This window comes from Thauera sp. 27, from assembly GCF_000310125.2.
Taxonomy (GTDB): domain Bacteria; phylum Pseudomonadota; class Gammaproteobacteria; order Burkholderiales; family Rhodocyclaceae; genus Thauera; species Thauera mechernichensis.
On the sequence record NZ_AMXB01000037.1, the window covers coordinates 32,337 to 46,605 of the forward strand.

A 14,269-nucleotide genomic window follows, 5' to 3' on the forward strand; every position below is an offset into this window, starting at 1 on the left:
TTGTTCGACGCGGCGCGCGGCCGCATGTCCTTGAAAAAATTAGCCCGCGATTTTACCTCGCGGCGCTGCGGATGTGGAAACAGAATTTTGTCAAGCGGCTGGCGAGATCGGCTGTCGATGCCAGCCGATCGCTCCAGCACCGCGCATGTCCTGCGATCACGGGCAGGGCCTGCTCCAGTGCGTGCCAGGCTTGGCCAGGCGCGATGTCGTCAGCCCCGTTCCAGGCCCGCCAGAAGTCTCCGAGGGCAGCGGCTGCACCTTCTTCCAGGCCATGACAGTAGCGCGCCAGGAAGGCCTCGAGCTTCACGAGGTGGGCGTCATCCTGCTGTGCATAGATCTGCCACACCAGCGGCACTGCAGCCCATTGGGCGCGTACGAATGAGTCCTCGCCGCGAACGAAGTTCAGCGCACAGCTCCATAGCAAGGCGTCGTAACCCGCCTGGTCAGTGAATGGCAGCACACATGTCGTGAGCCGGCCGCGCTCGATACGCTGCCCGGCGTGCAGCGCATCGAGCCCAAGGCCGGCGGCCACATCGCCAAGGATGCGCGACTCCGGCACCAGCAGGGCGACCGGGCGCGTGCCCTGTTGCCAGGCCTCGAGCAGGCCAGCCAGGGCAGCTTGCTCGTAGGCGAACAGCGAGATCCATAGCGTGTCATCCGCAAGGCTGCCCAATCCACGCTCGGCGCGCCATGCCGCCATACCCGCAGGATCGGACCTGAAGCGCTCACGGCGGCCGATCAGGCCGGTCTCTCTCGGCAGGCCGCCGCTTGCCTCGTCGAAACCAGGGAAGAAGAAGTGCTTGACCAGAGGCAGGCGGGGATGCGGCGAGGCAAGGCCGTGACATCCCGCAACCCAGTCTTCGGCCGACAGATACTCGAGGTTGATCCATGCCGGCCGCTCGGCGAGTTTCGCCATCGCCTGCAGATGTACTTCGGGCAGCTCACAGGCAAACGCCTCGATGACGATCTCGCCAGGCACGACGTCCGGGAAAGGCTGCACCCAGTGGCGCAACACCACCCCATCCACTTCGACTCCGCGCGCGGGATCGGCTGCGGCCGCAGCCGGGCAGAGCCGGCCGAGCACGGCCCAATCATCCACCCATAAACGAACCCGCTTGCCGTCGCGATCGGCAAGATCGCGCGCAAGACGCAGGCAAACGCCGATATCCCCAAAGTTATCCACAACCTGACAGAAGATCTCCCACTTCGGCCGCTCGTGCTGCAATCTCACATCCATGCGCTGAACAATCCTGAGGGTAAGAAGAGGCGTGCTTGTGAACAACCGGGGCAAAAGGAAAACAAGCAGAATCGATGAACAATGAAGCCACAGCCCATACAGGCATTTCTCAACGCCTTGTTAGACCGGCAACACCCTTGCTGTGCTTGGCACCAGCCGATTTATCCACAGATTTCGCTCTACTGTTAACTTCTTTATTATTTAAATCAATATAAAAACAAAAGAACAAACCTACACCCTGCCGCCAGCAACCGTGCAAGTCCCGGCCCCCGGAAATCCATCCAGTTGGAATGCATGCAGACCTCGCACCATCCTGCGGTTAGAATCGGGAACGATTCAGCCAAGGCAGGTACCCAGCACGGTTTCGCCGTTCTGGAGGCAACACAAGAGGATCCGACATTGACCAAACGAATCGCCATTCCGCTCCTGATCGGCCTGCTCTCCTCGGGTGCCCAGGCTGCCGGTAGCGGCATAAAGCCAGGCGCGGACGCGCTGCATGCGGAGGACGGGTTGCTCGATACCAGTCGTCACCACGTCAGGGGCTTCTCACTGTGGCTGGGCGAAACCGTCAACGACTGGTTTGGTGACCGGCCATTCGAGGACGGTGGCAAAGTCACACACGGCCGCCTGGGCCTGCGCACGCTATGGCGCCAGGACAATGGCTGGGATACGGGGGTACGCTTCCGTGCGCGCTTCGAATTGCCCAACCTCAAGGACCGCGCCTATCTGTTCATCGGTCGCCAGAACGAGCGCGAGCTGGTCACCGACCAGTCCGAGACCTTCACGCGCGAGCAACAGCTGCTGCTGGAGCGTCGGCGAGACGACCAGACGGGCTTTGCCGGATTGGGCGTGGCACTGCGCAAGAACCTGGATTTTCGGGTCGGTGTGCGTGGCAGCCTGAAAGCCTACGCGCAGGCGCGTTACCGCAAGCAGTGGGCGCTGAGCGATGCCGACAGGATCGAATTCCGCGAGACCGTGTTCTGGACCACGCGCGACAAGTTTGGCTCCACCACTTCGCTTGATTACGAACACGCCTTCAACCCCAGGTTGTCGCTGCACTGGAATAACTCGGCGACGATCTCTCAGATCACCGACGACTTTGCCTGGGGTAGCGCACTCGGCCTGTTCCGTAGCTTCGGTGACGACAGGATGCTTTCCGGCGAACTGCTCGTGACCGGCGAGACCGGCAAGCGGGAGAACATCGGCGAATACGGCGCACGCATGAAGTGGGTACAGCCGGTCTATCGCGACTGGCTGATCGGCGAGTTTCTGGTCGGCCATTTCTGGCCGCAGCGCGAGGAGCGCGAACGCGAGCGCTCGTGGGCGGCGGGCGTCAACCTCGAGATGCGTTTCTGATCCGGCATTGCACGCGGATCACATGGATTCGGCAGCGGCCCGGATCGTCCTCGCGACGACCCGGGCCGCGATCCTTCAGGCATAGTCGGCGAGCTGCGCGAGGTCGGCCGCTTCCAGCCAGTGCCACTGCCCGGGCGCCAGCGCCGCGTCCAGCTCCAGGCCGCCGACCCGGCTGCGGTGCAAGGCTTCGACCCTGTTGCCGGCAGCGCCGATCATGCGCTTGACCTGATGGTACTTGCCCTCGCAGATCGTCAGCCGCAGCGTGGTCGGGCTGGTGAGTTCGCAGGCGGCGGCAGCAATGGGAGCGGGTTCATCGTGGAGTTCGACGCCAGCCAGCAGCTGCGCGACAAAGTCCTCGCCCACCGCGTGCTTGAGCGTCACCTCATAGACCTTGGGCGTGCGCTTCTTGCCCGAGCTCCACTGGTGGATGAACTGGCCGTCGTCCGACAGCAGCAGCAAGCCCGTGGTGTCCTGGTCCAGCCGGCCCACGCACTGCACGCCGCGCGTCAGCAGCTGCGGTGGCAGCAGAGTGAAGATCGAGGGGTGGAAGGTCGGCTTGTGCGAGCATTCGTAACCGGCCGGCTTGTGCAGCACGACGTAGGCCTGGGCGCGAAAGCGCCACGGCGCCTCATCGACGCTGAACTCGAGTCCGGGCGAGCCATCCTGGCTGCCGGGGTCGAAGTCGGCCTGCGGGTCTTCACACGGGGTGCCGGCGACACTGACTAGGCCGGCGCGGATGAGGGCGCGGCATTCCTTGCGGCTGCCGAAGCCCTGGGCATGGAGTAGGCGTTCGAGTTGCATGGCGCGCATGGTATCCCGGCTCGGGGCGCGAGCGGGTAAACTCCCGGCTTGCCCGCGCGATGTAATCGGGCGCCCGGGAGAAGCCTGTGAAGTTCGAACACCTGATCGAGGTCAACGACCTCAACAACCCCCTGCAGGACCCGCTCACGCGCGAAGCGCTGTGGTTCGGCCTGCTGTGCCGTGCCGAGGATGCGCGTGCCTTCCTGCCCGGGCTGGAAGCCTGCCGTATCGTCGAGCGCCGCGACGACATGCTCGTGCGTGATCTCGACTTCGGCGCGGTCGTCATCCGCGACCGCGTTACCTTCGAGACCCTGCAGTGGATCTGCTTCGAGTCCGAGGCCACTGCGGACCATGCCGGCGGCAGCCTCACCATCAGCATCGAGGAGCCCCAGCCCGGCGCGCTCTTCCTGCGTTTCCGCTACCAGACCACCCTGCCCGAAGGCGGCGAGGACGCACGCTACGCCGAATTCGTACGTGCGGCCTACCACCGCTCCGACGTCGATACCGTGCGCGTCATCCGCATGATCGCCGAGTCGGGCGGCCTGGAGCAGTAGCCGAACCACGGCTGCACGCAGACCTCACTTCCATCCGCTTCCGCCATGGCCATGCGCCGTGGCCGGAGCGGGTACTCCATTGCATCTCATCAACAGGAAACATCCTCATGTGGTTCAAGAACCTGCAGATCTATCGCCTGCCTGCCGGCTGGGACATTGGCCTCGAGCGCCTCGAAGCGCAGCTTGCCAAGAAGCCCTTCCACCCCTGCGGCAGCCAGGACATGGAAAGCCGCGGCTGGCTGTCGCCGCTCGGCAACGAAGTCCTCGTGCATGCCGTGGGCGGGCAATGGCTGGTCTGCCTGGGCTTCGAGCATCGCCTGCTGCCTTCGGCCGTGGTCAAGCAGGAGGCCGATGAGCGCGCAGAGGAACTGGCCGAGCAGCAGGGCTACAAGCTCGGCCGCAAGCAACTGAAGGAACTGCGCGAGCAGATCACCCAGGAACTGTTGCCGCGCGCATTCACCCGCCGCCGCCGCATGTATGCCTGGATCGACCCGGTCAATGGCTGGCTGGTCATCGATGCGGCCAGCCAGAGCAAGGCCGAAGACATGCTCGAGCAACTGCGCCACACCCTCGACAGCTTCCCGCTCACGCTCCTGCGCACCGAGCTCTCGCCGATGTCGGCGATGGCGGACTGGCTGGCGGGCGGCGAAGCCCCCGAGGGGTTCACGATCGACCAGGATTGCGAACTGCGCTCGGTCAGCGAGGACAAGGCCGCAGTGCGCTATGTGCGCCACACCCTAGAGGGAGACGAGGTCAAGGGCCACCTCGAAGCCGGCAAGCTGCCGACCCGGCTTGCACTGACCTTCGATGACCGCGTCAGCTTCGTGCTCACCGAGAAGCTGGAGATCAAGCGCGTGGATTTCCTGGACATCGTACGCGACCAGGTCGATGGCGATGCTGACGATGCCGAGGCCTTGTTCAACGCCGAGTTCGCACTCATGACGGGTGAGCTCGTGCATCTGCTGCCTGCAGTCGTGCGTGCCCTGGGCGGCGAACTCGCGAACATGGCGGTCGAATCCCAGGTCGATTCCTCCCTCGCTCCTGCTCCGTCCCCGGCGGCCGTGACGGCAGACGATCCTCCGTTCTGAGTCTTGCCCCGGACGATTCATGAAGGCGCTTCCAGGCTGAGGCTCCGGTTTGCGTGAGTTGGGCATGGTTCCTGCTGCTGCAGCTTGAAGGCGAGCGCTGACGCGTTCCTGGAGCAGCAGGAGCAACAGGGCTCGGGCCACAGGCAAGCTGGAACTCAGTTTTGGAGCAAATTCATGAAATCGATACAAGGGCGGATCGCCGCCCTCGGCAGCGCTTGTCTGTTGGGCACGGCGATCAGTCTGGTGATCTACGGTGTCGTTTCAGAGCGCAATACGCGCGAACTGGTCTCATCGCGCGTTGGCGATCTGATCCAGGAAAACACTGCCGAAAGCCTCAAGAATCTGGCCTGGGCACACGCAGGCGTCATTCAAAGCAAGTTCGACCTCGCGCTGGACGCCGCGCGGACCATGGCGCATGTCTTCGAGGTGGGCAAGAAGGCCGGCACCCTGGATCGTGACGGTATCAACGCCGTCCTGTACCACGTCCTCGTCAACAACCCTGAGTTCAACGGCACCTACTCGAACTGGGAGCCTGACGCGCTCGATGGCCTGGATACCATGTTCCGTACCGGCGAGGACGGCAACAATCGCCAGACCGGGCGTTTCACGCCGTACTGGAACCGTGGCCAGGACGGTCGGATCGCCGTCCAGCCCCTGGTCGAATACGACACCATGGACCGCCATCCGAACGGCGTGCTCAAGGGCGGCTGGTACATCGGACCGCGCGAGAACCACCGTGAAAGCGTACTCGATCCTTTCCCCTACATCGTGCAGGGCAAGTCGGTCTGGCTGACGACGCTATCGGTCCCGATCATGGTCGACCAGCGCTTCATGGGCGTTGCGGGTACCGACTACAACCTCGACTTTGTGCAGAAACTCGCCGAGCAGGCGGATCGCGAACTCTTCGGCGGGCAGGGCGAAGTCACGATCATCAGCAATGTCGGCCTTGTCGTTGCCGACAGCGAACACCCGGATCGCATCGGCCAGGCCTTCGCGCGCAGCAATGCAGACGACGCCGGGCTGCTCAAGGACGTCAAGGAAGGCCGTGCAAGGGGCTGGATCGACGAACGCGGCGGCACCATGAGCGCCATTGCACCGATCGTGCTCGGGCGCACTGAGCGGCCCTGGGCGGTGCTGGTGACGGTGCCGCAGGAGGTAGTGCTCGCCAAGGCCCAGCAGCTCGATCAGGAGATCCAGCAACGTGGCGAATCGAGCACGATCTGGCAAATCATGGTCGGGCTGGTCGTCACCGTGGTGGCGACCACATTGCTCTGGTTCGTCGCCGGCAGCATCGCGCGCCCGATCCGCGCCGCTGCCGATTTTGCCCGCGCAGTGCTGGCGGGTGATTTCTCGCGCCGATTCAGGCATGAATCCAAGGACGAAGTCGGACAACTGGCGACAGCGCTCGACGAGATGTCGCAGAGTTTGCTCGCCAAGGCCAGGCTTGCGGAACAGATCAGTGAAGGCAATCTCGACCTCAATGTCCCCTTGGCCTCCGAGCGCGACCAGCTGGGCTTGGCCTTGCGACAGATGCTCAATGGCCTCAATAACCTGGTATTCGAGTTGCAGGGAGGATCCGAGCGGATCAACGGCAATGCAGGAAAGGTGGCTGGTCTCAGCAAGACCCTGTCCGAAGGAGCGGCTCGCTCGGCCGCATCGATAACCGAGATCGCAGGCTCGATCGGGCAGATGAGCGAGCAGATCAAGCTTAATGCGCAGAATGCGACGCAGGCCGAGCGCTACTCTCAGGAATCCCAGGCTGCCGCGCGCGCAGGCAGCGAGCACATGGCCGAGATGACCGGGGCCATGAGTGAGATTCGTGCAGCGGGGGAGCGCATCAACGACATCATCAATGCCATCAACGAGATCACCATGCAGACCAATCTGCTGGCCCTCAACGCGGCAATCGAGGCGGCGCGGGCTGGCGAGCAGGGGCGTGGCTTCGCAGTGGTCGCCGACGAGGTCCGCAAACTCGCGTCGCGCAGTTCCGAAGCCGCTGGCCAGGCTGCAACACTGATCGGGGAGTCGGCTGCCAAGACCGAGCGCGGTATCGAGATCGCCGCCCGCACCGCAGCAACGCTCAACGATATCGTGCTCAGTGCAGAACGCGTTTCTGGACTCATCTCCCGTATTGCCGGCGCGTCGCAGCAGCAGTCATCGTCGATTGACGAGGTCAACGTGGGCTTGGGGCAGATCGATGGTGTCACGCGGCGTACCAACGACAACGCCGGCGACTGCAGTGGTGCGGCTGGTGAGTTGCTGCAACAGGCCGAGAACCTCAAGAGCCTGGTTGGTCGTTTCCGAAGCAGACAACAGGTCTGATTCGTTTGTAGGCGGTCTTCAAGGGCTTATGGAGGATACGGATGTTGGTGTACACAGCTTTTAAATATAAATAAAGACTGTAAACATAGTGTACCGACGTTTTCTGTTGATAAGCCACTTTTAAACTTACTAAACAATGGCTTGAAGTATGTAGAAGAAGGTGCACAGACGCTCGGTGAAGCTAGGACGGTTTGTTGATGAAAAACGCCCGAACGATGACAGCCATCGTTATCCACAATCCGCGCCAGTGCCTGTGCACAGTTTGTTCACTCACCGAGGTTTGATTCCGCTCATTGTGTGTGGCCGTGCAAGGTGCAGAATCCGGTTCTTGCAGAACCGAACAAACCCTGAGGATCAGACATGAAGCTCAAGCACTTGAAGATGGGGCGCTCCCTGGCGATGGCTCTCGCGTTATCGACGATGTCGGCCGGCGCGATGGCGCAGAACTTCGTCACCAGCAAGGCAGAGGTCGAGCAGTTGTTGAGTGGAGCGACCTTCATCGGCGTCTATCTGCGTACCGAATCGGCCTACACACTCAAGTTCGGAACCGATGGCACGCTTACCGACACCACCGGTGCCAAGGCGCGCTGGTGGGTCGACGATGAGGCTCGCTACTGCCGCGAATGGCTGGATGGCAAGCTCAAGGGCAACACCGGCTGCATGAACGTGGAGCTCGAGGACGGCCAGGTCGCGCTGTATTCCGAGGGCAAGAAGGTGGTCGAGGGCATCATCGCCGGCAACTAAGGCCATGCGGCTGCTGATAGCCTATTCGACGGTGGATGGCCATACGCTCGAGATCTGCGAGCGCATCGCGGACATCGCGCGTGCGGCTGCCCACACGCCGGAGGTGGTCGAGATCGGGTCGGTGTCGGCGACGCAGGTGGCGACTTGCGACTGCGTCGTGATCGGTGCCAGCATCCGCTATGGCGCCCACCGTCCCGCAGTGAAGACCTTCATCGAGCGCTATCGAACCGAGCTCGAGGGGCGGCCGAATGCCTTCTTCTCAGTCAATGCGGTGGCGCGCAAGCCGCACAAGCGCGATGCAGACACCAACCCCTATGTGCGCAAGTTCCTGCGCCAGATCGGCTGGAAGCCGCAACGGGTAGCGGTGTTCGGCGGCAAGATCGAGTATCCGCGCTATGGGGTATTCGACCGCAGCCTGATTCGCCTGATCATGTGGATGACCGGCGGGCCGACCGACCCGCGCTCGGTCACCGACTTCACAGACTGGGCGCAGGTCGAGCGCTTCGCGCGTAAGCTCATCGCCTGATGGGGTGGCAGGCTTGGCCTGCCACCCTGCGGCGGTTGCTTCAGCCCAGCACTTCGCCGTGCTCGCGCGTGGCGTGGAACATCACCTTGGGCCACTTCTCGGCGGTCACTTCCAGGTTGTAGCGGCTGGTGGCGAGGTACACCGGGTTGCCGTCGATGTCCTTGCCCAGGCGTAGCGCCTGCTCGCGCTCGAAGTTGCGACGGGTGACGTCGTCGGGGAAAGTCAGCCAGCGCGCGGTGTGGATGTCGGCGGGCTCGAAGATCGCATCGACCTTGTACTCGTCCTTCAGACGCTGGGCGACGATCTCGAACTGCAGCACGCCGACCGCGCCGAGCAGCATCTGGCCTCCTTCGAGTTCGAAGACCTGGATCGCACCCTCCTCGCCCAGCTCCTGCAGGCCCTTCTGCAGCTGCTTGGACTTGAGCGGATCGCGCAGGCGGGCCGCACGGAACATTTCCGGGGAAAAGTACGGAATACCCTTGAAGCCGAGGTTCTCGCCTTCGGTCAGGGTGTCGCCGATCTGCAGCTGGCCGTGGTTGTGGATGCCGACGATGTCGCCGGCCACGCCGTCCTCCATGATCACACGCTCGTTGGCCATGAAGGTGAGCACGTTGGCGAGCTTCATGTCGCGCCCTGCGCGCACGTGCTTGACCTTCATGCCGGCGCTGTAGCGGCCGGAGCAGATGCGGAAGAAGGCGATGCGGTCGCGGTGTTTCGGATCCATGTTGGCCTGGATCTTGAATACGAAGCCGGTGAAGGCGGGCTCGGCCGGCTGCACCATGCGCGTGCCACCATCGCGCGCCTGCGGCGGCGGCGCCCAGTCGATCAGCGACTGCAGGATCTCCTGCACGCCGAAGTTGTTGATGCCCGAGCCGAAGAACACCGGGCTCTGCTTGCCGGCAAGGAAGTCGTCGAGATCGAAGGGCGGCGAGGCGCCGTCGATCAGCTCGACGTCCTCGCGCAACTGGCCGACCTCGAGCGGGAAGCGCTTGTCGAGTTCGGGATTGTCCAGGCCCTTGATGATCTCGCCGTCACTGCGGCGCTCTTCGCCTGGGGTGAAGGTCAGCACCTGTTGCTGCAGCAGGTGATACACGCCGCGGAAGGCCTTGCCCATGCCAAGCGGCCAGGTCACCGGCGCGCAGGTGATCTTGAGCACGTCCTCGATCTCGGCGAGCAGCTCGAAGGGCTCGCGCACTTCGCGGTCGAGCTTATTTACGAAGGTGATGATCGGCGTGTTGCGCAGGCGGCACACGTTGAGCAGCTTGATCGTCTGCGCCTCGACGCCCTTGGCGGCGTCGATCACCATCACCGCGGCGTCCACCGCGGTGAGCACGCGGTAGGTGTCTTCCGAGAAGTCCTCGTGGCCCGGGGTGTCGAGCAGGTTGATGGTATGGCCCTGGTACTCGAACTGCATCACCGAGCTGGTCACCGAGATGCCGCGCTGCTTCTCCACCTCCATCCAGTCCGATGTGGCGTGGCGGGCAGACTTGCGCGCCTTCACCGTGCCGGCGAGCTGGATGGCGCCGCCGAACAGCAGCAGCTTCTCGGTCAGCGTGGTCTTGCCCGCGTCGGGGTGGGAAATGATGGCGAAGGTGCGGCGCTTTTCGACATCGCGCAGCAGCTCGGGCGGGTAAGGGGTGGTGGTCATCGTGGCTCGTCGGCGAAAAGAAAACCGCCTGCGCGCGATGAGCGAGGCGGGACAAGCGCAATTCTACCAAGCAATCAGGAGCTTCCGACGCAGATGGGGTGTCGCCAGCCGCGACGAGTTGAAGGTGATGAGGCTGAGGCACCGCCCCAGAAGCTCGCGACTACAGCAGGGTTACGCGCCGCGCGGCTTTCCGTGTGGGAGCGGCGCCAGCCGCGAGGGGTCGAGGGAGATCAAGTACAGGTGGGCGAACCACGATGGCCCGCCCTCGTCCTTCAGCGCTGCTTGCCGACCTGATCGCCGATCACGCCGCCAATCGCGGCACCACCGACCGTGCCGAGGATGCCACCGTCGGTGACCACCGCACCGGCGACACCGCCCACACCTGCACCGATCACGGCGCTCTTCTCGCGTGAGGACATGCCATCCCAGGTTGCACAGCCGGTTGCGGCAATGGTGATCAGTACAGCGGGAATGAGGGTTCGCATCTTCATGATTGCCTCCTTTGCGTTGTTGGAGAACAGCACGGCGTTTGGCGGAATGCTGTTTCATGCGAGCAGTATGAACAGCCGCAGCGCATGAAATTCCCGAGCAGCGTTTCAATTTGTTTCCCGTGGTGGCAGCGGGAGGCGTTCTGGAATGGGCTCCGATACGCATGTCTGGCGGGATCTCGGCTCATCGCCGGATGGCTTCGCGGTGCATCGGCCTGGAATACATTCCGATTCATGTCTGCGTCCCAGGCAAGTGTGTTGATCCGACTTGAGGCGATCGATCGCTACTTGTCTGTCCCCGCGCTGCGCGGCAGCATGTGGTGCTCATCAGTTGCCGGCCTGTAGCCATGTTCCTGCTCGATGCGTCACTTGCGCAGTCCATCGTCGATCGCGCGATGCAGATCCTGCGCACCAACGTCAATGTGATGGACGAGCGCGGCCTCATCATCGCCAGCGGCGACCGCACGCGAATCGGTACCCGCCACGATGGCGCCCTGCTCGTGCTCGCCCAGGCGCGCACGATCGAGATCGACGAGGCCATGGCGAGCCGCTTGCAGGACGCACGGGCAGGCATCAACCTGCCCTTGCGCGCAGAAGGCCGGGTCGTCGGGGTGGTTGGCCTGAGCGGTGACCCGGCGGCAATGCGCGAGCATGCCGAGCTGGTGCGCATGGCGGCCGAGACCATGCTCGAACAGGCGCAGTGGCTGCAGACGCTCGCGCGTGACGAGCGCTTGCGCGACGAACTCGTGCTGCAACTGATCGGTGTCGCACCCGCTGCGGCAGGCCTGGAGGCGTGGGCGCATCAGCTCCGCATCGACCTTGCGCAGCCGCGGGCGGCAATACTTGTCGAGCTGGCCGACGAAGTGCTCGATGCGGATGGCTTGCTCGCCTGTCAGCAGCGGCTTCGCCGTGTGCTGGCATCGGCCGTGCCCGGGCTGTTGTGTGCGGCCGTCTCGTTGCGCGAACTGGCCGTGCTGTGGCCGCAGGCGGACGTCGACAGGCAGCCGGACGGGTTACGCGCGCTGCTCGATAAGCTACAGCTGCGCCTGGTGGATGAGGCTGGCGGCCCCGTGCGCCTCGCCCTGGGTGGCCATTTTGGCGGTAGGGAGGGCTTGGCGCGCGCTTGGCAATCTGCGCGCGCCACTCTTCAGGCAGGTCGACGCCACCGTCCGCAGGACGTCGTACTGTGCTACGACGAGCTCACACTGCCCGTCCTGCTTTCCGGCCTGGGCGAGGGCTGGCGCGCGGAGGAACTGCAGCGACCCCTGCGCAGGATGGCCGAACATGACCGCGAAGGCCAGCTGCGGCGCACGCTCGCGACCTGGTTCGCCCACGACATGAAGGCAGTACCGAGTGCGGCAGCGCTGCATGTGCATCGAAACACGCTCGATTACCGCCTGCGCAAGGTTGGCGAGCTCACTGGGCTAGACCTCTCGCGCCTTGGCGATTGCCTGCTGCTGTTCATCGGCCTCGAACTCGATCGAAGCCTGAGTTTGTAATTAATCACAATTTATACTCTTATGAGACCATTTTTATTGTGATTTAAGTGGAGGCGAGGGTGTGTGAAAGCCACTAAGCTCTCTGTCAGCGGACATCCAGGCCGCAGTGACCGGAGACAGCCCATGAACAAGATCGTCATTGCCCCCGATTCGTACAAGGAGAGCCTTTCGGCGCTGGAAGTGGCGCACGCCGTCGAGGCGGGCTTCCGCCAGGTTTTTCCCGATGCCGAGTACGTTCTGGTGCCGGTGGCCGACGGCGGTGAGGGTACGGTCGATGCCATGGTCGCCGCGACCGATGGGCGCCGCGAGAAGGTCACCGTCACGGGGCCGCTCGGTGATTGCGTCGAAGCCTTTTACGGCCTTACCGGCGATGGCGACACCGCTGTGATCGAGATGGCCGCGGCCAGCGGCCTCGCCCTGGTGCCTCCGGCACGTCGTGATCCCCGCCTCACCACCTCGCGCGGCACCGGGGAGCTGATCCGCGCAGCGCTCGACGCCGGCGCGCGCCGCTTCATCCTTGGCATCGGCGGCAGTGCCACCAACGACGGTGGTGCGGGCATGGTGCAGGCGCTTGGCGCCCGCTTGCTCGATGCGCAGGGGCGGGACATCGGCGCTGGCGGCGGTGCGCTCGCCGCGCTCGCGCGCATCGACGTCTCCGCACTCGACCCCCGCCTGGCCGAGTGCCGCATCGAGGTTGCGTGCGACGTGGATAACCCGCTCACCGGTGCACGCGGTGCCTCGGCGGTGTTCGGCCCGCAGAAGGGCGCCACGCCAGCGATGGTGCAGACCCTGGACGCCAACCTCGCCCACCTGGCCCGCATCGTCGAGCGCGACCTCGGCGTGGCGGTCGATAGCGTGCCTGGCGCGGGCGCAGCCGGTGGCACTGGGGCGGCGATGCTGGCCTTTTTCGGCGCCAGCCTGAAGCCCGGCATCGAGATCGTCACTGCCGCAGTGGATCTCGATGCCCATGTGCGCGATGCCGATCTGGTGATCACAGGCGAAGGCCGCATCGACTTCCAGACGGTCCATGGCAAGACCCCGATCGGGGTCGCTCGCGTCGCCAAGCGCCACGGCAAGCCGGTGATCGGCATCGCCGGTTCGCTCGGTGCCAATGTCGGTGTGGTCCACGCACACGGCATCGATGCCGTGTTCAGCGTGCTCAGCAGGCCATGCACGCTGGATGAGGCGCTCGGTGAAGCCGCCGCCAACGTCGAGCTGACAGCGCGTAACGTGGCGGCAGTGCTGCGCCTGGGCGCCCTTGCCCAGTCCTGAACATGAATCTGCCTGATTCACTGGAGAACACGATGCACGCTGACCCCCTGCTGACCAAGGACCACCCATTGCGCGAGGACATCCGCCTGCTCGGGCGTGTCCTGGGCGACACCGTGCGCGAGCAGGAGGGCGATGCGACCTTCGACTGCATCGAACAGATCCGCCAGAACTCGGTGCGCTTTCGCCGCGACGACGACATTGCGGCCAGGCGCGAGCTCGAGGACATCCTCGATGTGCTGTCGCGCGACCAGACGATCCAGGTCGTGCGCACCTTCAGCTACTTCTCGCACCTGGCCAACATCGCCGAGGACCAGCACCACATCCGGCGCTCGCGCGCGCACCTGGTGGCGGGCTCGGCCCCGCGCGCGGGCAGCCTGCCGCACGCGCTGCAGGCGGTGTTCGACAGCGGCGTGACCGATGCTGCAGGTCTGGTCGCGTTCTTCGACGGTGCGCTGGTGTCGCCGGTGCTCACCGCCCACCCCACCGAGGTGCAACGAAAGAGCATCCTCAACTGCGAGACCGTGATCGCGCGCCTGCTCGACGAGCGCGACCGTATGCAGCTCACCCCCGAGGAGGCCGCAGCCAGCGACGAGGCGCTGCGCCGCGCGGTGCTCACGCTGTGGCAGACGCGCATGCTGCGCACCGCCAAGCTGTCAGTGATCGACGAGGTCAATAACGGCCTGTCGTATTTCGACACCACCTTCCTGCGCGAGCTGCCGCGTCTGTACGCCAGC

Annotated in this window: 13 protein-coding genes; 9 read left to right on the plus strand and 4 right to left on the minus strand. The window is 64.2% G+C overall.

Features of this window, described 5'->3' with window-relative positions:
- Positions 1-52: 52 nt before the first annotated feature.
- Positions 53-1,237: an elongation factor P maturation arginine rhamnosyltransferase EarP gene (gene earP, locus B447_RS17335; protein ID WP_002943460.1), complete on the minus strand. Its 1,185-nt coding sequence runs from the start codon at positions 1,235-1,237 to the stop codon at positions 53-55.
- Between the two features lie 399 nt (positions 1,238-1,636).
- Between earP and B447_RS17340 the strand changes: the two genes are divergently transcribed.
- Positions 1,637-2,593 (plus strand): hypothetical protein, encoded by a 957-nt coding sequence (locus B447_RS17340; protein WP_002943462.1) that lies wholly within the window; start codon positions 1,637-1,639, stop codon positions 2,591-2,593.
- 75 nt (positions 2,594-2,668) lie between these two features.
- On the opposite strand, the gene B447_RS17345 is transcribed toward B447_RS17340, so the two are convergent.
- Entirely contained in the window at positions 2,669-3,403 is a 735-nt protein-coding gene (locus B447_RS17345) for a 16S rRNA pseudouridine(516) synthase (RefSeq protein WP_002943464.1), read from the minus strand.
- 77 nt (positions 3,404-3,480) lie between these two features.
- Between B447_RS17345 and B447_RS17350 the strand changes: the two genes are divergently transcribed.
- The 5 genes from B447_RS17350 to hemG all read left to right on the plus strand — a co-directional run bounded on the left by B447_RS17350 (position 3,481) and on the right by hemG (position 8,628).
- Complete coding sequence (locus tag B447_RS17350; RefSeq protein ID WP_002932175.1) at positions 3,481-3,948, plus strand: SRPBCC family protein; 468 nt, start codon at positions 3,481-3,483, stop codon at positions 3,946-3,948.
- 107 nt (positions 3,949-4,055) lie between these two features.
- Positions 4,056-5,036 (plus strand): recombination-associated protein RdgC, encoded by a 981-nt coding sequence (locus B447_RS17355; protein WP_002932174.1) that lies wholly within the window; start codon positions 4,056-4,058, stop codon positions 5,034-5,036.
- 174 nt (positions 5,037-5,210) lie between these two features.
- Positions 5,211-7,358, plus strand: coding sequence for a methyl-accepting chemotaxis protein (locus tag B447_RS17360; RefSeq protein WP_002932171.1), 2,148 nt, complete (start codon positions 5,211-5,213; stop codon positions 7,356-7,358).
- A 360-nt stretch (positions 7,359-7,718) separates the two neighbouring features.
- Positions 7,719-8,102, plus strand: a complete 384-nt coding sequence (locus tag B447_RS17365) for a hypothetical protein (RefSeq protein WP_002932170.1) — start codon at positions 7,719-7,721, stop codon at positions 8,100-8,102.
- 4 nt (positions 8,103-8,106) lie between these two features.
- Positions 8,107-8,628 carry a menaquinone-dependent protoporphyrinogen IX dehydrogenase gene (gene hemG, locus B447_RS17370; RefSeq protein WP_002943477.1) on the plus strand — a complete coding sequence of 174 codons (522 nt, stop codon included), beginning with the start codon at positions 8,107-8,109 and terminating at the stop codon, positions 8,626-8,628.
- A 40-nt stretch (positions 8,629-8,668) separates the two neighbouring features.
- On the opposite strand, the gene B447_RS17375 is transcribed toward hemG, so the two are convergent.
- Positions 8,669-10,276, minus strand: a complete 1,608-nt coding sequence (locus tag B447_RS17375; protein ID WP_002943480.1) for a peptide chain release factor 3 — start codon at positions 10,274-10,276, stop codon at positions 8,669-8,671.
- Positions 10,277-10,548: 272 nt separating this feature from the next.
- Positions 10,549-10,767, minus strand: coding sequence for a glycine zipper 2TM domain-containing protein (locus tag B447_RS17380; protein WP_037983081.1), 219 nt, complete (start codon positions 10,765-10,767; stop codon positions 10,549-10,551).
- A gap of 344 nt (positions 10,768-11,111) precedes the next feature.
- On the opposite strand from B447_RS17380, the gene B447_RS17385 reads away from it, so the two are divergent.
- From B447_RS17385 to B447_RS17395, 3 genes are all read left to right on the plus strand, one after another.
- On the plus strand, positions 11,112-12,263 hold the full coding sequence (locus tag B447_RS17385; RefSeq protein ID WP_002943484.1) for a sugar diacid recognition domain-containing protein: 1,152 nt from the start codon (positions 11,112-11,114) through the stop codon (positions 12,261-12,263).
- A 123-nt stretch (positions 12,264-12,386) separates the two neighbouring features.
- Positions 12,387-13,535, plus strand: a complete 1,149-nt coding sequence (locus B447_RS17390) for a glycerate kinase (protein WP_002943487.1) — start codon at positions 12,387-12,389, stop codon at positions 13,533-13,535.
- A 32-nt stretch (positions 13,536-13,567) separates the two neighbouring features.
- Positions 13,568-14,269, plus strand: a 702-nt coding sequence (locus B447_RS17395) for a phosphoenolpyruvate carboxylase (protein WP_002943490.1), incomplete at its 3' end; no start/stop codon positions are given.

Excerpts from the sequence above, each read along its gene's own strand:
- B447_RS17345 (WP_002943464.1), bottom strand. The coding sequence starts at position 3,403 with ATGCGCGCCATGCAACTCGAACGCCTACTCCATGCCCAGGGCTTCGGC.
- B447_RS17390 (WP_002943487.1), top strand. The coding sequence starts at position 12,387 with ATGAACAAGATCGTCATTGCCCCCGATTCGTACAAGGAGAGCCTTTCG.
- B447_RS17365 (WP_002932170.1), top strand. The coding sequence starts at position 7,719 with ATGAAGCTCAAGCACTTGAAGATGGGGCGCTCCCTGGCGATGGCTCTC.
- B447_RS17360 (WP_002932171.1), top strand. The coding sequence starts at position 5,211 with ATGAAATCGATACAAGGGCGGATCGCCGCCCTCGGCAGCGCTTGTCTG.
- earP (WP_002943460.1), bottom strand. The coding sequence starts at position 1,237 with ATGGATGTGAGATTGCAGCACGAGCGGCCGAAGTGGGAGATCTTCTGT.
- B447_RS17355 (WP_002932174.1), top strand. The coding sequence starts at position 4,056 with ATGTGGTTCAAGAACCTGCAGATCTATCGCCTGCCTGCCGGCTGGGAC.
- hemG (WP_002943477.1), top strand. The coding sequence starts at position 8,107 with ATGCGGCTGCTGATAGCCTATTCGACGGTGGATGGCCATACGCTCGAG.
- B447_RS17385 (WP_002943484.1), top strand. The coding sequence starts at position 11,112 with ATGTTCCTGCTCGATGCGTCACTTGCGCAGTCCATCGTCGATCGCGCG.
- B447_RS17375 (WP_002943480.1), bottom strand. The coding sequence starts at position 10,276 with ATGACCACCACCCCTTACCCGCCCGAGCTGCTGCGCGATGTCGAAAAG.
- B447_RS17380 (WP_037983081.1), bottom strand. The coding sequence starts at position 10,767 with ATGAAGATGCGAACCCTCATTCCCGCTGTACTGATCACCATTGCCGCA.